Raw genomic sequence first — 15,258 nt, 5'->3', positions numbered from 1 at the left:
AAAGAAGAGGCGTTTACAAGTGAGTTCATTATATTTTGACAATGCTGCAACAACAGCGATGAGACCTGAAGTTATTGAAGAAATGACTGATAAGATGACAAGCGTTTATGGGAATGCATCAAGCACTCATGAGTTCGGTCGTCAAGCTAAAAAGGTTTTAGATGATAGTCGAGAAACTTTAGCTAAAAGTATTAATGCGACAGATAAAGAAATTATTATCACAAGTGGCGGAACAGAAAGTAATAATATGGCGCTTCGCCAAGTTGCTAAAATTAAGCAAAACGAAGGTAAGCATATTATTTCAACTGTTATTGAGCATCCCTCAGTCCTAAGAACTCTGGAATATTTAGAAAGCTTAGGATTTGAAGTTACTTATTTACCTGTTAATTCGCAGGGTAGTTTGAGTATTGATGATGTGAAATCAGCACTAAGACCAGATACAATTTTGGTTTCACTTATGAGTGTTAATAATGAAACAGGTGCAAGATTACCTATCCATGAGGTTGGTGAACTATTAAAAGACCATCAAGCTGCTTTTCATACAGATGCAGTTCAATCTTATGGGCTGGATAGTATTGATGTTAGACGTGACCATATTGATTTACTTTCAACTAGTGCTCACAAAATTAATGGGCCTAAATTCATTGGATTTTTATACCTTAACAAAGATATCTTTATCAAACCACTTATTTTGGGTGGAGAGCAAGAAAGCAAAAGACGTGCTGGAACAGAAAATGTCCCTGCTATTGCGGGTTTTGCTAAAGCTGTTAGCCTATTGGATGAAGCATCAAAACAAGATAAACAGACATTCTTTAAACAATTGACAAACCAATTACTTAATCACTTAGAAGAAAATCAAGTTGATTTTGAAGTAAATGGTCAATTAGATGATAATCATTCCTATCATGTGTTAAATCTTTGGATAAAAGGTGTTGAAACCGATCGTTTACAGATGAACTTAGACCTTAACCATATTGCGGTATCTGGTGGATCAGCTTGTTCTGCTGGGTCTTTAGAGCCTTCTCACGTACTAACAGCTATGTATGGTGAAAGCAGTCCACGTGTAAACGAGTCAATCCGAATTAGTTTTGGTGAATTTAATACAGAAGTTGAGGTTGAAGCCTTATCTAGCCAGCTAGTGAAAATTGTTTCAAGATTACTAACAAAAAATAAGTAAAAATGCGTGCATTTTTAGTTAATCTATTTTATAATAATAATTCGTTGGGAGTTTTATGATGGCAAAATCTAAATTTGTTTCAATAAATGGTGATTCAAGACAATTTGCAGTAGACGATGATATCAAGCGTTATTCGTTAATTGATGCTGGATTCAAACAAACTAAAAATGGTAATTTTAGTTATGATCGTCCTTTATATAATGACTCACCTTATAATGCAACTATGAGATTCAAGATAACAATCTCTCAAGAGATGACACAATTAAAAATGGTTATCACAGACAAAAATGGGTTGCAGAAGGTGAACTTATTTAAAAACGACCAGTTATCTGCTGCAAAAGAACTACTTGAATTTATCTTAAAAGATTTAGTCGAAGCACATATTATTACTGAAGATAAATAAGAAAGAAGTTGATTTTTTGGATAACAGCAAGACTCGTGTTGTTGTTGGAATGAGTGGTGGAGTAGACTCATCTGTTACCGCTTTATTACTAAAACAACAAGGATATGACGTTATTGGCGTCTTTATGAAGAACTGGGACGATACAGATGAATTTGGTGTTTGTACCGCAACAGAAGATTATGAAGATGTTCGTAAAGTAGCAGAAAAAATAGGAATTCCTTACTATTCAGTTAACTTTGAAAAAGAATATTGGGACCGTGTGTTTGAATATTTCTTAGCTGAATATCGTAAAGGTCGTACACCTAACCCTGATGTAATGTGCAATAAAGAAGTAAAATTCAAAGCCTTTTTAGATTACGCAATGGATTTAGATGCTGATTATGTTGCAATGGGACACTATGCAAAAATTTATCGTGATGAAGCAGGCTATACACACTTGATGCGTGCAACTGATACAAATAAAGATCAAACTTACTTCTTATGTCAATTGAGCCAAGCACAACTAGATAAAACAATGTTCCCACTTCAAGGTTTGACTAAACCTGAAGTTAGAAAACTTGCCGAAGAAGCTGGCTTAGTGACTGCTAAGAAGAAAGATTCAACAGGAATTTGTTTCATTGGTGACCGTAATTTCCGTCAATTCTTGGGTCAATATTTACCAGCACAACCAGGTAAAATGATGACACCTGATGGTACAGAAATGGGTACACACACAGGGCTAATGTACTACACAATTGGCCAACGTTCTGGACTTGGAATCGGTGGAACTCACGGTTCATCTAACGAACCATGGTTTGTTGTAGGTAAAGATATTAACGAAAATATTTTGTATGTCGATCAAGGATTCCATAACGAACACCTTTATGCTGATCGCTTGGAAGCTTCTGATTTTTCATTTACAACACAATTCCCAGAAACAGGCACTTACAAAGTGACAGCTAAGTTCAGATATCGTCAACCTGATGTTGGTGTGACTGTTCATTATAATGCTGAAGATAATACAGCTAATGTTGTATTCGACGAACCTGTTCGTGCGATTACACCCGGACAAGCCGTTGTATTATATGATGGTGAAGAATGTCTAGGTGGCGGTATCATCGACCGTGCTTACCAAAACGAAAAAGTATTACAATACGTTTAAAACCGAAATCTCTCTAACTTTGAGGGAGTTTCGGTTTTTTATTTTCTTTTTGGTCAAATGTCATTGAGTTTTAAGTGATTTTTTCCCATAATAAAAGAAAGACTAAAAAGGAGTTATTGCTTATGAAATTATATTTTATTCGTCATGGAAAAACACAATGGAATTTAGAAAAAAGATATCAAGGGGCTAATGGGGATTCGCCATTACTGCCTCAATCTTATGAAGATATCAAGCAATTAGCTTCTTTTATTGAGGATGTTTCTTTTGATGTGTTATATACAAGTCCTTTAAAAAGAACGATAACTACTTCAGAAGAGTTACTTAAAGCTTTACACCAAGAACAAGTTTCAGTTATTAAAGATGAAAGACTTAAAGAATTCGATTTGGGTGAATTAGAAGGAAAAACCTTTGTAGAATGTACAAAAAATTATCCAAATCAAATTAAAGCCTTTCGTGAAAATCCAGCTGAGTATGATCCATCTGCATTTGGCGGCGAAACATTTCAGTCAGTTATTGCGCGTGGTGATGCATTCATTAAAGATGTTCTAGCTAAGTATGGTGATACTGAAGCTAACATTTTGGTCATTAGTCATGGGGCAGCGTTGAATACAATTATTAAAAGCCAGTTACACGTCCCATTAGCTGATATGAGAAAAGATGGCGGGTTAGCAAACACAAGTTTATCTATTCTTGAAAATAAAGGTAATAGTCAAGATTTTGATTGTTTAATGCTTAATAACACATCTTACTTAACTAAAAAACCAGAAAAGAGTGACACAGTTTAATGAATCAACAAGCGCAAGAACTATTTGAACAAGGCCAAACCGATAAAGCAGTTCACTTGCTAGTCAATCAAATTGATCATAACCCTAAAGATACGCAAGGATACTTACAGTTATCATTATTTTTGGTAAAAGGGAACGAACTTGAAAAAGCGATTGAGCTATTATTGAAGGCTGCAAATATCGTGGAAAATCCTAAAGACTTATACTTTAATTTAGCAACTGCTTACTACCTTAAAGGTGAGCTCGAAAAAGCACTTAATTTACTGAATCAATTACCTGATACAGCCGATAATTTATATCAAAAAGCGCTGGTCTATTTCAACGTGCAACAATATCCTAAGGCCTTAGCCTATGCAATGACTTCGGACCAAAAAAATCCATCAGATAGCCAAAGCAAAGAACTACTAGGAGATCTTTGGTTAGCTATGGGAGACTTGAAACAAGCCTTTCGTTATTTTAATGAAGCTGCAACCATTAACCCTACAGCGAAATCATATGTCTTTTTGGGAATTTGTGTATATAGTGAAGACTATGAAAAAGCGCAGGCTTATTTTGAAAAAGCTAATGAAATAAATGCTAAAGTAGCCAAACAAGTATTACAACAATATGAATCGCTACTTTCAGCAGTTAAAAATGGTAAGTTAAATGGCTGATTTTGTAGGAAAACTAAAGGCAATAATATTTGAAAATACGGCTGATTTATTCAAGATTATTAGTGTTGAAATCAGTGACCGAAGAGATTTGGATTGGCCTACACCAGAAATCATTGTGACAGGGACCATTGGTGACTTAGACTATGATACCGATTATGAATTTCAAGGTAAAATAACTACTCATCCAAAATTCGGAGATCAATTTAAGTGTCACTATTACCATGTTCTTGAACCTTCTAGTACAGCGGGATTGATCAAGTACTTAAGTGGCGAAAATTTCCCAGGTATTGGCCAAAAAACAGCACAAAAAATTGTTGATAAGCTAGGAGAAAAAACACTACCTATTTTGCAACAGGGATTAGATGCTGATGAATTTCAGCAACTAAATCTAACCAAAAAACAACAAGAATCTTTGAGTTTGGGTGCTTTGAAGATTGATAATTTTTCAGAAATTATTTTACAGTTGGGAAATTTAGGACTTCCCAAAAAAGTAGCGACAGCAGTTTATAAATTGTACGGTGATAAGGCTTTAGAATTAGTTGAAGATAACCCTTATCAATTAATTTCTGAAGTTAGTGGAATCGGATTTAAGCGAGCAGATGAAATCGCCTTAAAGTTGGGAATCACTTATGATTCAAAGAAAAGAATTCAAGGTGCTATTTTACAGGGATTGGTTAGCAATACAGCTGTGAATGGTGACACTTACCAAGATGCAACTTTATTAATTGATGATACGCATCAGATTTTAAATCAGTCACATTTTTCTGGTGAAATAGCTGATGAACAAATTTTGGAGCAGTTACAAGATTTGGTACAGGCTCAAAAAGTCGTCATCGACCAGCAAAGACTTTATTTGCCGTTGTTTTACAAACGAGAACTAGACATTGCTGATGAGTTAAAACGTTTTGAAGATTATAAAACCGAAGTTAATCAAGCAGATGATGTTGAAGCAGTGATTAATCAAGCTGAAATCAAGCTTGATATTGATTACGATCAAACTCAAAAAGATGCGATTGCTATGGTTTTGACTAATCAATTATCACTTTTAACTGGGGGACCAGGTACTGGGAAAACAACAGTTATCAAAGGAATTATTGAATCATTTAATCAGTTAGATGAGACTAATCGTCCTAAAATTCTACTTGCAGCGCCTACAGGTAGAGCTGCTAAAAGAATGTCTGAAGTAACAGGATATCAAGCAACAACATTGCATCGCTTACTCGGACTTGTTTCTGATGGTCAGCAAAACCAAGAAGACACTGAAACTGAAATCAAAGGAGACTTGTTGATTGTAGACGAGATGTCAATGGTTGATTTATTGCTATTTTATCAACTAGCAAAAGCACTGACACCAGAAACAAAAGTTGTTTTGGTAGGTGACCAAGACCAGTTACCATCAGTTGGCGCGGGAAATGTATTTTCTGATTTATTGAAATCCAATTGTTTTGAAAAGACAGAGTTACAAAAAATTCACCGCCAAGCTGAATCATCTTCAATTGTTGAATTAGCCCATGAAATTAATCATCAGCAAAATAAAGAATTAATTTTTGAACAGCAACAAGACCGCAGTTTTATTGCCTGCTCGAGAAATCAAGTACCTGCCGTTGTGAACCAAATTGTCAAAAAAGCAACGGAAAAAGGGTTTTCAATGGATCAAGTTCAGGTGTTAACACCTATGTATAGTGGTGAAAGTGGTATCGATAATTTAAATCAGTCACTACAAACTTTGCTGAACCCTAAAGAAGAATCAACGACTAAAGAAATTGAAATAGGTAAACACAAGTTTCGAATTAATGACCGTGTATTGCAACTGGTTAACAATCCAGAAAAAGATATTTATAACGGTCAAATCGGTGAAATTGTTAGTTTAACACCTAATAATCAGGCTGAAACAATGATTGTTGACTTTGATGGTCACGAAGTAACGCTAGGCAAAAAAGAATTGAATGATTTGACGCTTGCTTATGCAATTTCGATTCATAAGTCACAAGGAAGTGAATTTCCACTTATTGTCTTGGTGCTAACGATGCAAAATAGCCGTATGCTAAAACGTAACTTATTATATACAGCAATTACACGTGCTAGTGAAAGTTTGGTAATGGTAGGGGAAAGACGTGCTTTCCAAACTGCAATTGCAACTGATGGTAGCAACCGAAAAACGACTTTAGCGTTGAGGCTTCAAACAACTTTTTATCCAAAAGTTAACTCAAAAGAGGTAGCAGATAAATCGACAGAGATACCTCAACAAGAAAGCTATTTACTAACAGAAGAGTTGATTTTGAGCCAACAAATCGATCCAATGATAGGAATGGCTGGTGTCCAATTAAACTAAAAAAGCCTAAACTCGCAATTGAGTTTAGACTTTTTTTATTTAGCTTAATCTTTACTAATAATAATTGGTAAGATCATTGGACGACGTTCAGTTTTATCGAATAAAAATTCTTGAAGTGAGTCAATCACACGTTGGCGAATGATTTTTTCAGAAGGTTTATCGCTATTTTCCATTGCTGAACGCATAACGTGGTAAGCGCGTTTTTGAGCTTGATTAATCAGTTCAACTGATTCTCTCATGTAAACAAATCCACGAGATAAGATATCTGGACCTGCTAGAACGCGTTTTTTGTCATAATCAATAGTAGCAACTACGACAACGACACCTTCTTCAGATAGAATCTTACGATCTCTCAAGACAACCGAACCAATATCACCAATACCAGATCCATCAACATAAACATCTTCTGCTGGGATATGTCCGGCTGGTCTTGCATAGTCAGAACCAAGAGCTAAGACATCCCCGTTTTGCATAATAAAAATGTTATCTGGATCAACGTCACATTGAATAGCCAATTCAGAATGAATTTTTTGCATACGGTATTCACCGTGGACAGGCAAGAAGTATTTAGGCTTCATTAAACGAAGCATTAATTTTTGTTCTTCTTGACCACCGTGACCAGAAGCATGGATGTTGTTAACTTTTCCATGAATAACTTCAGCACCAGCTTCATACAATAGGTTAATTAAATGGTTAACACTAATTGTATTTCCTGGAATAGGGTTACTTGAGAAGATAACAGTATCGCCTGGGTTTAGTGTGATTTGACGGTGAGTCCCATTTGCAATACGGTTTAAAGCACCCATTGGTTCACCTTGAGAACCTGTACAGATAATCATAACTTCTTCTGCAGGGTATTGGTTGATATCATGGCCATCAATTAAAACACCATCTGGAATATTTAAGTAACCTAGTTCTAGCCCGTTTTTCACAGAGTTTTCCATACTACGTCCAAAAACAGCCACTTTACGGTTGTTTTCGATAGCAGCTTCAACCGCTTGAGAAACACGGTAAAGGTTTGAGGCAAATGTTGCAAAAATAATACGACCTTCAATACCTTCAACAATATGCTTGATAGAGTCCCCAACAAAACGCTCTGACTTAGAAAATTCAGGAACTTCAGCATTTGTACTATCAGATAGTAATGCTAGAACACCTTCTTCACCAAGTTTAGCCATTTTTTGTAGGTTAGGAGCAGGTTGATTGCTGGTAGGTGTGAAGTCGAATTTAAAGTCACCGGTTTCAACAATAACACCTTGTGGCGTATGAATGGCAATTCCCAAAGTATCTGGAATTGAGTGGGTTGTTTGGAAGAAATCAACAGTGATTTTTGGAAACTTCAATACAGTGTCTTCATGGATTTCGTGAAGAGAAGTGGTATTAAGTAAACCATGTTCTTCTAACTTGCCTTTGATTAAGGCAGAAGCTAACGGTCCAGCATAAACAGGGATAGAAGGGATTTGTTTAAGTAGGTAAGGAATCCCACCAATATGATCTTCGTGTCCGTGAGTAATAACTAAACCTTTAATATTATGTTGGTTTTCGATTAAGTATGAATAATCAGAAATAACGTAGTCAATACCGAGTAAATCATCTTCTGGGAATTTAATTCCAGCATCAACAATGATGATTTCATCTTGAAATTGGATAACATACATGTTCTTACCAATTTCACCTAATCCCCCTATGGCAAAGACGGCGGTTTCATGATTTTTAACATTGAGTTTCATAATCGATTAAAACTCCGTGATTTTAAATGCTTCAGATTTTTGTTCATAAGCTAAAGAGTTACCTGTTAGCTCTTGAATGAATTCAACATTATAGGGGGTGTTTTTTTCAATCTGTTCACGAGCATCAACAAGTGATGTAGCATTTAAGTATAGTGTTTGTGTCGTTTCACGACGTGGGTTTTGAATTGTGTTTTCTTGATATAAAACTTTGTAAATCAAAGTAAAATCTCCTTTTTAATAAATAATAGTTTAACGAACAATAGGTTGGAAAAGACCAACAGATAGTTGAATAATAGCATAAAAGCCGGGTTAAGTACAAAAATCTTATGGCCTTATAAAGTACAATTTCTATTCTAAAATTAGCATATTATCTTCAACGAAGAACGGATTTTCTTGGTTAATTCTATCGTAGAATAGGTAACCATTTAAGTGATCGATTTCGTGTTGACAAACGATAGCTTCATAACCTCTAAGTGTTTTTTCGATAACTTCGCCATCCATATTTTGGTAACGAATAGTAATTTTGTTAGCACGAGGCACGTAACCTGGAACATTACGGTCCACACTTAGACAACCTTCACCTTCACCAAGTGCTACTTTACGAACAGATTGGCGAATCACTTTTGGATTAATTAGCATTTCTTCCATGATAATGTTGTCATCAGCATCTGGAATCAAAACAGCACTCATAGCTTTTGATACGCCAACTTGGTTAGCAGCCAGTCCAACACCTGGACGTAGTTGATGTTTTTTAGCTAGTTCAGGATTTTGAGAGTTCTTCAAGAACGCCATCATTTCTTCAGCTAGTTTTTTTGTTTCATCTGATAGAGGGAAAGTCACTTCATCAGTTACTTTTCTCAAGACATCATTTCCTTCACGGACAATATCTTTCATTAATAGCATAGTTAAGCCTCCATATTAAATATAATCTCTATTAATTTATTTTACCACATTTATAGAAACAAAAAATACGATATTAGGAAGGTTTGCAGACATTATTTCTATTAAAAATTCTTTGATGTTTCAAAAAATTGCGCTAAAATGAGAATGACTAGTGAAGGGAGAACAAGAAATGAATTATGCTTATCCTTTAGAAGATTTTTGGTCTATAGAAGAAACGACTCAAGCGATTGCTTTTTACAATGCTGTGGAACAGGCATATGAAGAATCGATTGATTGCGAACAATTCTTGATGCGCTATCATGCGTTTTCAAGAATTGTGCCAGCTATTGCAGAACAAAGACGAATTAGTCGACAATTTGAAGAAGTATCTGGATACTCAATTTATGACACAATCCATCAGGCCAAAAAGTTAAAAACAGGCCGATTCGTGATGGCTAGTTAATTATTGACTGATTCTGACAATAAATTGACGTTTATAAATATAGTATGCTAGAATTAGGAAACATAGTAATAAGTACTAGAAAACATCACAATACTGATGTGATGTTTTGGCGTAAGAAAGCTGTGAGAATGAGTCACAGTTTTTTTATGGACTTTAGGAGGAACTCAATTGGATAGAAGAAACGACATTCGCAATATTGCGATTATTGCCCACGTTGACCACGGTAAAACAACATTAGTTAATGAATTGTTGAAACAATCAGATACATTGGATGAACACATTAACTTAGACGATCGTGCGATGGACTCAAACGATATTGAAAAAGAACGTGGAATCACTATTTTATCAAAGAACACTGCTGTTAAATATGGTGATACAACAATCAACATTTTGGATACACCCGGACACGCCGACTTCGGTGGGGAAGTAGAACGTATCATGAAAATGGTTGATGGGGTTTTACTTGTTGTGGATGCTTACGACGGAACAATGCCACAAACACGTTTTGTTTTGAAAAAAGCGCTAGAACAAAACCTAACACCTATCGTTGTTATCAATAAGATTGACCGTCCTGGTGCTCGCCCAGCAGAAGTTGTTGACGAAGTGCTAGAACTGTTTATCGAATTAGGTGCTAACGAAGACCAACTTGAATTCCCAATTGTTTACACAAGTGCAATTAACGGAACTTCAAGTACTGATGAAGCATTAGATACTCAAAAAGAAACAATGAACCCTGTCTTTGACACAATCGTCAAAGAAATCCCAGCTCCTATCGATAATGAAGATGAACCACTACAATTCCAAGTGGCTATGCTTGATTATGATGATTATGTTGGACGTATCGGTGTTGGTCGTGTGTTCCGTGGAACTATTAAGATTGGGGACCAAGTTTCCGTTCTTAAACTAGATGGTTCGACACAAAACTTCCGTGTAACTAAATTATTTGGTTTCTTCGGTCTTAAGAAAATTGAAATCGACTCAGCTAAAGCTGGTGATTTAATTGCCGTTTCAGGTATGGAAGATATTTATGTTGGTGAAACAGTAACACCTGTTGACCACCAAGATGCGCTACCTGTTTTAAGAATTGACGAACCAACACTTCAAATGAAATTTGTTGCAAACAACTCACCATTCGCAGGACGTGAAGGTGAATATGTAACAGCTAGAAAAATTGAAGAACGTCTTCACAAACAAACAAGAACTGATGTTTCTCTACGTGTAGAAGCAACAGATGAACCAAATGCTTGGACAGTTTCAGGACGTGGTGAACTTCACTTATCAATCTTAGTTGAAGAAATGCGTCGTGAAGGTTACGAATTACAACTTTCAAGACCAGAGGTTATCTACAAAGATGTTGATGGTGTTATGAGTGAACCTTACGAAGCAGTTCAAATCGATACACCTGATGAATATGTTGGTTCAATCATTGAAGCTTTATCACAAAGAAAAGCTGACATGAAGAACATGGAACCAATGGGTAACGGACAAACTCGTCTTCACTTCTTGGCACCATCTCGTGGATTGATTGGATTCTCAACAGAATTCTTATCAATGACTGGTGGTTACGGAATCATGAACCATACTTACGACAGCTACCAACCAGCTATTAAAAACTGGGAACCAGGTCGTCGTGAAGGTGCTCTTGTTTCTATCAACCAAGGACCATCTACAACATACTCTCTACAATCTATTGAAGAACGTGGAACATTATTTATCGGTGCAGGTGTTGAAATTTACGAAGGTATGATTGTTGGTAAAAGCAGTCGTGATCGCGATATTTCAGTTAATGCAACTAAAGGTAAAAAATTAACTAATACTCGTGCTTCAGGTAAAGATCACTCTTCAAGTATTAAAACACCTAAAGAATTAACACTTGAACAATCAATTGAATTCTTGAACGATGATGAATATTGTGAAGTAACACCACAAAGCATTCGTCTACGTAAGAAAATCTTGAATACTAACGAACGTGAAAAAGCTTCAAAACAAAAGAAACTAGCTTCTAAAAAAGGATAGTTTTTAGTTTTAAAGAGCCTTAAGGACAAATCATCCTTAAGGCTTTTTTGTATCCGTGATATAATAAAAAAAGCTTAACGACTAGGGAGCGTGTACTTGTGAAGAAAAAGTTAAATAATTTGGATTATGGTATTTTAATCCCATTTTTACTTCTGATAGGAATTGGAATGGTGATGATTTACTCATCTAGCTCATACATATTATTGGTGAACAATTTATCGCCCTTTGCTTATTTAACTAAGCAGTTGATGTGGGTTGTTGTTTCGTTAGTGTTGGGGTTTGTCTCGTTTCGAGTCAAGTTATCTACACTAAAAAATCCCAGGGTAATTTTGTTATCTCTGGGTATATCTTGGATATTGATGTTGTTTTTAGCAGGTATCAAATTTTTAGCTCCTAAAAGCATTGTCAGACTGTTCGAAGTAAATGGTGCTGTAGGTTGGATTCCATTAGGGCCTTTTACGATTCAACCAGTAGAAATTGCAAAATTTGCTTTGATTTTGTATTTAGCCTATATTTTTAATAAGCGGACAAACCGTCTAACTAAAAAAGTTATTCGAAATGAGTTGTTTGGCCCGATTGTAATTGCCACTAGCTTTTTTGTTTTAGCGTTAGTTCAACCTGATATGGGTGGGGCTGCTATTTTAGCTGTAATTTCACTAAGTTTATTTACGGTTTCTGGAATTTCAGCCAAAAGAATGTTCACGATTAACGTTGGTTTGATTTTATTTTTAGTGATGTCTGTAGCATTATTAGTAAAATGGAATCCTGATTTTCTCCAGGGTTCATATGCTTACATGCGAATCCTAGCATTCTTGCATCCATTTCAACTGAAAGCTACTCAAGGAGCACAACTAGTTAACTCATACTATGCCATTTTTAATGGTGGGTTCTTCGGTGTCGGTTTAGGAAACAGTATCCAAAAAAGAGGTGCTTTACCTGAACCTTATACAGACTTTATTATGTCAGTAATCACTGAAGAATTAGGGCTAATTGGAGCGTTAGTTGTTTTAGGACTGCTATTTTACTTAATTTGGCGATTAATGCGTACAGGGTTACATGCATCTGACAAATTTAATTCCCTTATTTGCTATGGTTTTGCAACAACTATTCTAATTCAAACCATCTTTAATATTGGGGCAGTTGTGGGGTTACTACCAATCACGGGAGTGACCTTGCCTTTTATTAGTTATGGAGGGTCTTCTTTAGCCATTCTAACGGTTGGAATTGGACTTTGTCTAAATATTAGTAGTTGTGAAAAAAGTTTAAAGGAGAAGAAGAGATAAAGTGACTACACAGTTAACTTCAAGAAAAAAATTAATTGTCTGGATAAAACAAGTTAAAGATATCAAAAAATTAAAACGTTACGGCTTTATCACTTACGTATCCAAAACTTTTCGCTACGTTTGTCTATATGTTGATGCGAAAAATCATCGTAAGTTGATGGATCATTTATCTCAAAAAAGTTTTGTGATAAGAGTCAAACAATCAAAATTTGAAGAACTAGCGTTAGATTTTGATAATCAAAAAGATTTGATGGAATCCTTAAGGGCTGAAGCAAAAGTTTATAATCAAAATCACGAAATGAGGTAGCAAAATGAGAGTGATTGGTGGAACATACTCTAAGCGAACTTTAAAAACATTATCAAGTCAATTGACACGACCAACCAGTGACAAGGTTAAAGAATCACTATTTAATTCTTTAGGACAGTACTTTGATGGCGGTACCGCACTTGATTTATATGGTGGTAGCGGTGCGTTAGCAATTGAATCTGTATCTCGTGGTATGGATAAAGCGGTCATTGTTGATAAAGCTTATCAAGCAATTAAAATTATCAAAGAAAATGTTGCCATGACTAAAGAAGAATCAAAATTCGAAGTTTTAAAAATGCCTGATGAAGCAGCGCTTAAAAAATTGGCAATGAATGGGCACCATTTCGACTATGTTTTTTTAGATCCACCTTATGCTAAACAGCGTATTGCTGACATTATGGATGAACTAGTTGAACTAAAATTACTAGCAGAAGATGCCATTATTATAGCTGAAACTGACAAAGATACAGAAGTTGTTGTAGAAGATAATTATGAGTTGGTTAAAGAAAAGAAATATGGTCAAACAATGATTCGTATTTTTCGATACGAAGGAGTGTCTGCATCATGACAAAAGCGATTTTTCCAGGAAGCTTTGATCCCATTACCAATGGACATGTTGACCTAGTTAGACGTGCTGCTAGATTATTTGATGAAATTGTTGTTGCCGTTATGACTAATACAAAAAAGAACTATTTATTCTCGCAAGACGAGCGAAAGCAAGTTGTTGAGTCTGTATTTTCAGATACTGAAAACGTTACAGTTGTCAGTGATTTTTCAGATTTAACGGTTAATGTTGCTGAAAAAAATGGTGCTACGCATATTGTGAGAGGGTTAAGAAATGGGAGCGATTTTGACTATGAAAAAGCGATTAGTCAGATGAATGCTCATCAAAATAATGCGATTGAGACAGTGTTTCTAGTGACCGATTCAAAGTATGAATTTGTGTCTTCTAGCATGATTAAAGAAGTCGCCGGATTTGGTGGTAATGTTTGTGACTTTGTGCCGGATGTCGTTAGTCAATTATTAATTAAAAAACTGGAGGACTAGTGAATGAGACGAAGATGGACGGTCATAATCGCGCTATTAATTATTGCTTTGGGTGTCTTTTTAAATTTTCCAACTTCGTACTATCTTGAAGTACCTGGTTCAGCAGAAGATGTCGCTAAGTTTGTAAAAGTTGATAATGATAAAACCGTTAAGAATAATCAATTTTATTTAACAACTGTTGGGATAAAAAAAGCCACGAACCTGAGTTTATTTTTAAGTCGATTTCAACCGCATGTGACAGCTGTTTCGAGTGAAGACTTGACGGGTGGTGTAAGTGATGAGCAGTATCTAAAGGTTCAACAATTTTTTATGCAAAATTCACAAAATGCAGCTATTATCAATGCCTATAAAAAGACGAACACGCCATATGATCAAAAATACTTGGGAGTTAATGTCTTGCAGGTGGATCCTCAGTCTCACTTTTATCAATCGCTAAAATCTGGTGATGTTATAACTGGTATTAATGGTCGTCACTTCGATCAAACTAGTGATTTAATACAGTACGTTTCAAGTCTTGATGAAAATCAAGAAATCAAATTAGAAGTTAGACGTTCAAACCAAACAATTGAACTATCGGGTCAAACAATGAGACTTGCTACAACCAATAAAGTGGGAATAGGGGTTTCGTTAGTTGATGAAACTGAACTAACAACAAATCCTAAAGTCACAATTGACGCTGGCTCGATTGGTGGACCTAGTGCGGGTTTAATGTTCTCACTGGGTGTTTATCAACAGCTAACCCAAGAAGACCTCACACATGGCCAAAAAATAGCAGGAACAGGAACAATTGATACAGATGGCAATGTTGGTGCTATTGGTGGTATTGATAAAAAAGTTGTTGCAGCTTCTGATGCTGGTGCACAAGTTTTCTTTGCGCCTGAAGCAATGGGTGAAAATAATATAACGAATTATGAACTAGCTAAAAAGACAGCTGAAGAAATGAAGTTATCTATGAAAATAGTGCCGGTTAAAACATTTGACGATGCGCTTAATTATTTAAAAAACACAGTGTAAATGAACACTGTGTTTTTTTTCGTAG

General features: G+C 35.6%; 16 protein-coding genes. 13 read left to right on the top strand and 3 right to left on the bottom strand.

Annotation, left to right across the window (positions count from 1 at the left end):
- The first annotated feature begins 19 nt into the window (after window positions 1-19).
- The 6 genes from JNUCC72_RS03350 to recD2 all read left to right on the top strand — a co-directional run bounded on the left by JNUCC72_RS03350 (window position 20) and on the right by recD2 (window position 6,491).
- Window positions 20-1,177, top strand: coding sequence for a cysteine desulfurase family protein (locus tag JNUCC72_RS03350; RefSeq protein WP_454142885.1), 1,158 nt, complete (start codon window positions 20-22; stop codon window positions 1,175-1,177).
- Window positions 1,178-1,235: 58 nt separating this feature from the next.
- The gene (locus JNUCC72_RS03345) at window positions 1,236-1,580 is read left to right on the top strand and encodes a hypothetical protein (protein ID WP_454142883.1); all 345 of its coding nucleotides are present in this window, start codon (window positions 1,236-1,238) and stop codon (window positions 1,578-1,580) included.
- Between the two features lie 49 nt (window positions 1,581-1,629).
- The gene (mnmA, locus tag JNUCC72_RS03340; RefSeq protein ID WP_454144706.1) at window positions 1,630-2,721 is read left to right on the top strand and encodes a tRNA 2-thiouridine(34) synthase MnmA; all 1,092 of its coding nucleotides are present in this window, start codon (window positions 1,630-1,632) and stop codon (window positions 2,719-2,721) included.
- Between the two features lie 122 nt (window positions 2,722-2,843).
- The gene (locus JNUCC72_RS03335) at window positions 2,844-3,506 is read left to right on the top strand and encodes a histidine phosphatase family protein (RefSeq protein WP_454142881.1); all 663 of its coding nucleotides are present in this window, start codon (window positions 2,844-2,846) and stop codon (window positions 3,504-3,506) included.
- Complete coding sequence (locus tag JNUCC72_RS03330) at window positions 3,506-4,159, top strand: tetratricopeptide repeat protein (protein WP_454142879.1); 654 nt, start codon at window positions 3,506-3,508, stop codon at window positions 4,157-4,159. The genes JNUCC72_RS03335 and JNUCC72_RS03330 overlap by 1 nt, the downstream gene beginning before the upstream one ends.
- Window positions 4,152-6,491 carry an SF1B family DNA helicase RecD2 gene (recD2, locus tag JNUCC72_RS03325; protein ID WP_454142877.1) on the top strand — a complete coding sequence of 780 codons (2,340 nt, stop codon included), beginning with the start codon at window positions 4,152-4,154 and terminating at the stop codon, window positions 6,489-6,491. Before JNUCC72_RS03330 ends, recD2 begins: the two co-directional genes overlap by 8 nt.
- Window positions 6,492-6,535: 44 nt before the next feature.
- Here recD2 and rnjA read toward each other — a convergent pair whose 3' ends face one another.
- The 3 genes from rnjA to def form a co-directional block, all read right to left on the bottom strand.
- Window positions 6,536-8,221: a ribonuclease J1 gene (gene rnjA, locus JNUCC72_RS03320; RefSeq protein ID WP_454142875.1), complete on the bottom strand. Its 1,686-nt coding sequence runs from the start codon at window positions 8,219-8,221 to the stop codon at window positions 6,536-6,538.
- A gap of 6 nt (window positions 8,222-8,227) precedes the next feature.
- A complete protein-coding gene (locus JNUCC72_RS03315; protein WP_454142873.1) occupies window positions 8,228-8,440 on the bottom strand; it encodes a DNA-directed RNA polymerase subunit epsilon in 213 nt (70 codons plus the stop codon).
- Between the two features lie 129 nt (window positions 8,441-8,569).
- A complete protein-coding gene (gene def / locus JNUCC72_RS03310; protein ID WP_454142871.1) occupies window positions 8,570-9,124 on the bottom strand; it encodes a peptide deformylase in 555 nt (184 codons plus the stop codon).
- A 169-nt stretch (window positions 9,125-9,293) separates the two neighbouring features.
- On the opposite strand from def, the gene JNUCC72_RS03305 reads away from it, so the two are divergent.
- The 7 genes from JNUCC72_RS03305 (at window position 9,294) to JNUCC72_RS03275 (ending at window position 15,233) form a co-directional block, all read left to right on the top strand.
- Window positions 9,294-9,566, top strand: coding sequence for a UPF0223 family protein (locus JNUCC72_RS03305; protein ID WP_454142869.1), 273 nt, complete (start codon window positions 9,294-9,296; stop codon window positions 9,564-9,566).
- 168 nt (window positions 9,567-9,734) lie between these two features.
- Entirely contained in the window at window positions 9,735-11,582 is a 1,848-nt protein-coding gene (gene typA / locus JNUCC72_RS03300; protein WP_454142867.1) for a translational GTPase TypA, read from the top strand.
- 98 nt (window positions 11,583-11,680) lie between these two features.
- Window positions 11,681-12,865: an FtsW/RodA/SpoVE family cell cycle protein gene (locus tag JNUCC72_RS03295; RefSeq protein ID WP_454142865.1), complete on the top strand. Its 1,185-nt coding sequence runs from the start codon at window positions 11,681-11,683 to the stop codon at window positions 12,863-12,865.
- 1 nt (window position 12,866) lies between these two features.
- A complete protein-coding gene (locus tag JNUCC72_RS03290; protein ID WP_454142863.1) occupies window positions 12,867-13,172 on the top strand; it encodes a DUF2129 domain-containing protein in 306 nt (101 codons plus the stop codon).
- Between the two features lie 4 nt (window positions 13,173-13,176).
- Window positions 13,177-13,740 (top strand): 16S rRNA (guanine(966)-N(2))-methyltransferase RsmD, encoded by a 564-nt coding sequence (gene rsmD, locus JNUCC72_RS03285; RefSeq protein ID WP_454142861.1) that lies wholly within the window; start codon window positions 13,177-13,179, stop codon window positions 13,738-13,740.
- Entirely contained in the window at window positions 13,737-14,219 is a 483-nt protein-coding gene (gene coaD / locus JNUCC72_RS03280) for a pantetheine-phosphate adenylyltransferase (RefSeq protein ID WP_454142859.1), read from the top strand. The genes rsmD and coaD overlap by 4 nt, the downstream gene beginning before the upstream one ends.
- Window positions 14,220-14,222: 3 nt before the next feature.
- Window positions 14,223-15,233, top strand: coding sequence for a SepM family pheromone-processing serine protease (locus tag JNUCC72_RS03275; RefSeq protein WP_454142857.1), 1,011 nt, complete (start codon window positions 14,223-14,225; stop codon window positions 15,231-15,233).
- Window positions 15,234-15,258 lie beyond the last annotated feature (25 nt).

The sequence above is a fragment of the Holzapfeliella sp. JNUCC 72 genome (genome assembly GCF_053668685.1).
The sequence above is the reverse complement of the archived record's forward strand: the minus strand, read 5'-3'. Positions and strand labels throughout refer to the sequence as shown.

Excerpts from the sequence above, each read along its gene's own strand:
- JNUCC72_RS03345 (WP_454142883.1), top strand. The coding sequence starts at position 1,236 with ATGGCAAAATCTAAATTTGTTTCAATAAATGGTGATTCAAGACAATTT.
- mnmA (WP_454144706.1), top strand. The coding sequence starts at position 1,630 with ATGAGTGGTGGAGTAGACTCATCTGTTACCGCTTTATTACTAAAACAA.
- JNUCC72_RS03335 (WP_454142881.1), top strand. The coding sequence starts at position 2,844 with ATGAAATTATATTTTATTCGTCATGGAAAAACACAATGGAATTTAGAA.
- JNUCC72_RS03330 (WP_454142879.1), top strand. The coding sequence starts at position 3,506 with ATGAATCAACAAGCGCAAGAACTATTTGAACAAGGCCAAACCGATAAA.
- recD2 (WP_454142877.1), top strand. The coding sequence starts at position 4,152 with ATGGCTGATTTTGTAGGAAAACTAAAGGCAATAATATTTGAAAATACG.
- rnjA (WP_454142875.1), bottom strand. The coding sequence starts at position 8,221 with ATGAAACTCAATGTTAAAAATCATGAAACCGCCGTCTTTGCCATAGGG.
- def (WP_454142871.1), bottom strand. The coding sequence starts at position 9,124 with ATGCTATTAATGAAAGATATTGTCCGTGAAGGAAATGATGTCTTGAGA.
- JNUCC72_RS03305 (WP_454142869.1), top strand. The coding sequence starts at position 9,294 with ATGAATTATGCTTATCCTTTAGAAGATTTTTGGTCTATAGAAGAAACG.
- rsmD (WP_454142861.1), top strand. The coding sequence starts at position 13,177 with ATGAGAGTGATTGGTGGAACATACTCTAAGCGAACTTTAAAAACATTA.
- coaD (WP_454142859.1), top strand. The coding sequence starts at position 13,737 with ATGACAAAAGCGATTTTTCCAGGAAGCTTTGATCCCATTACCAATGGA.
- JNUCC72_RS03275 (WP_454142857.1), top strand. The coding sequence starts at position 14,223 with ATGAGACGAAGATGGACGGTCATAATCGCGCTATTAATTATTGCTTTG.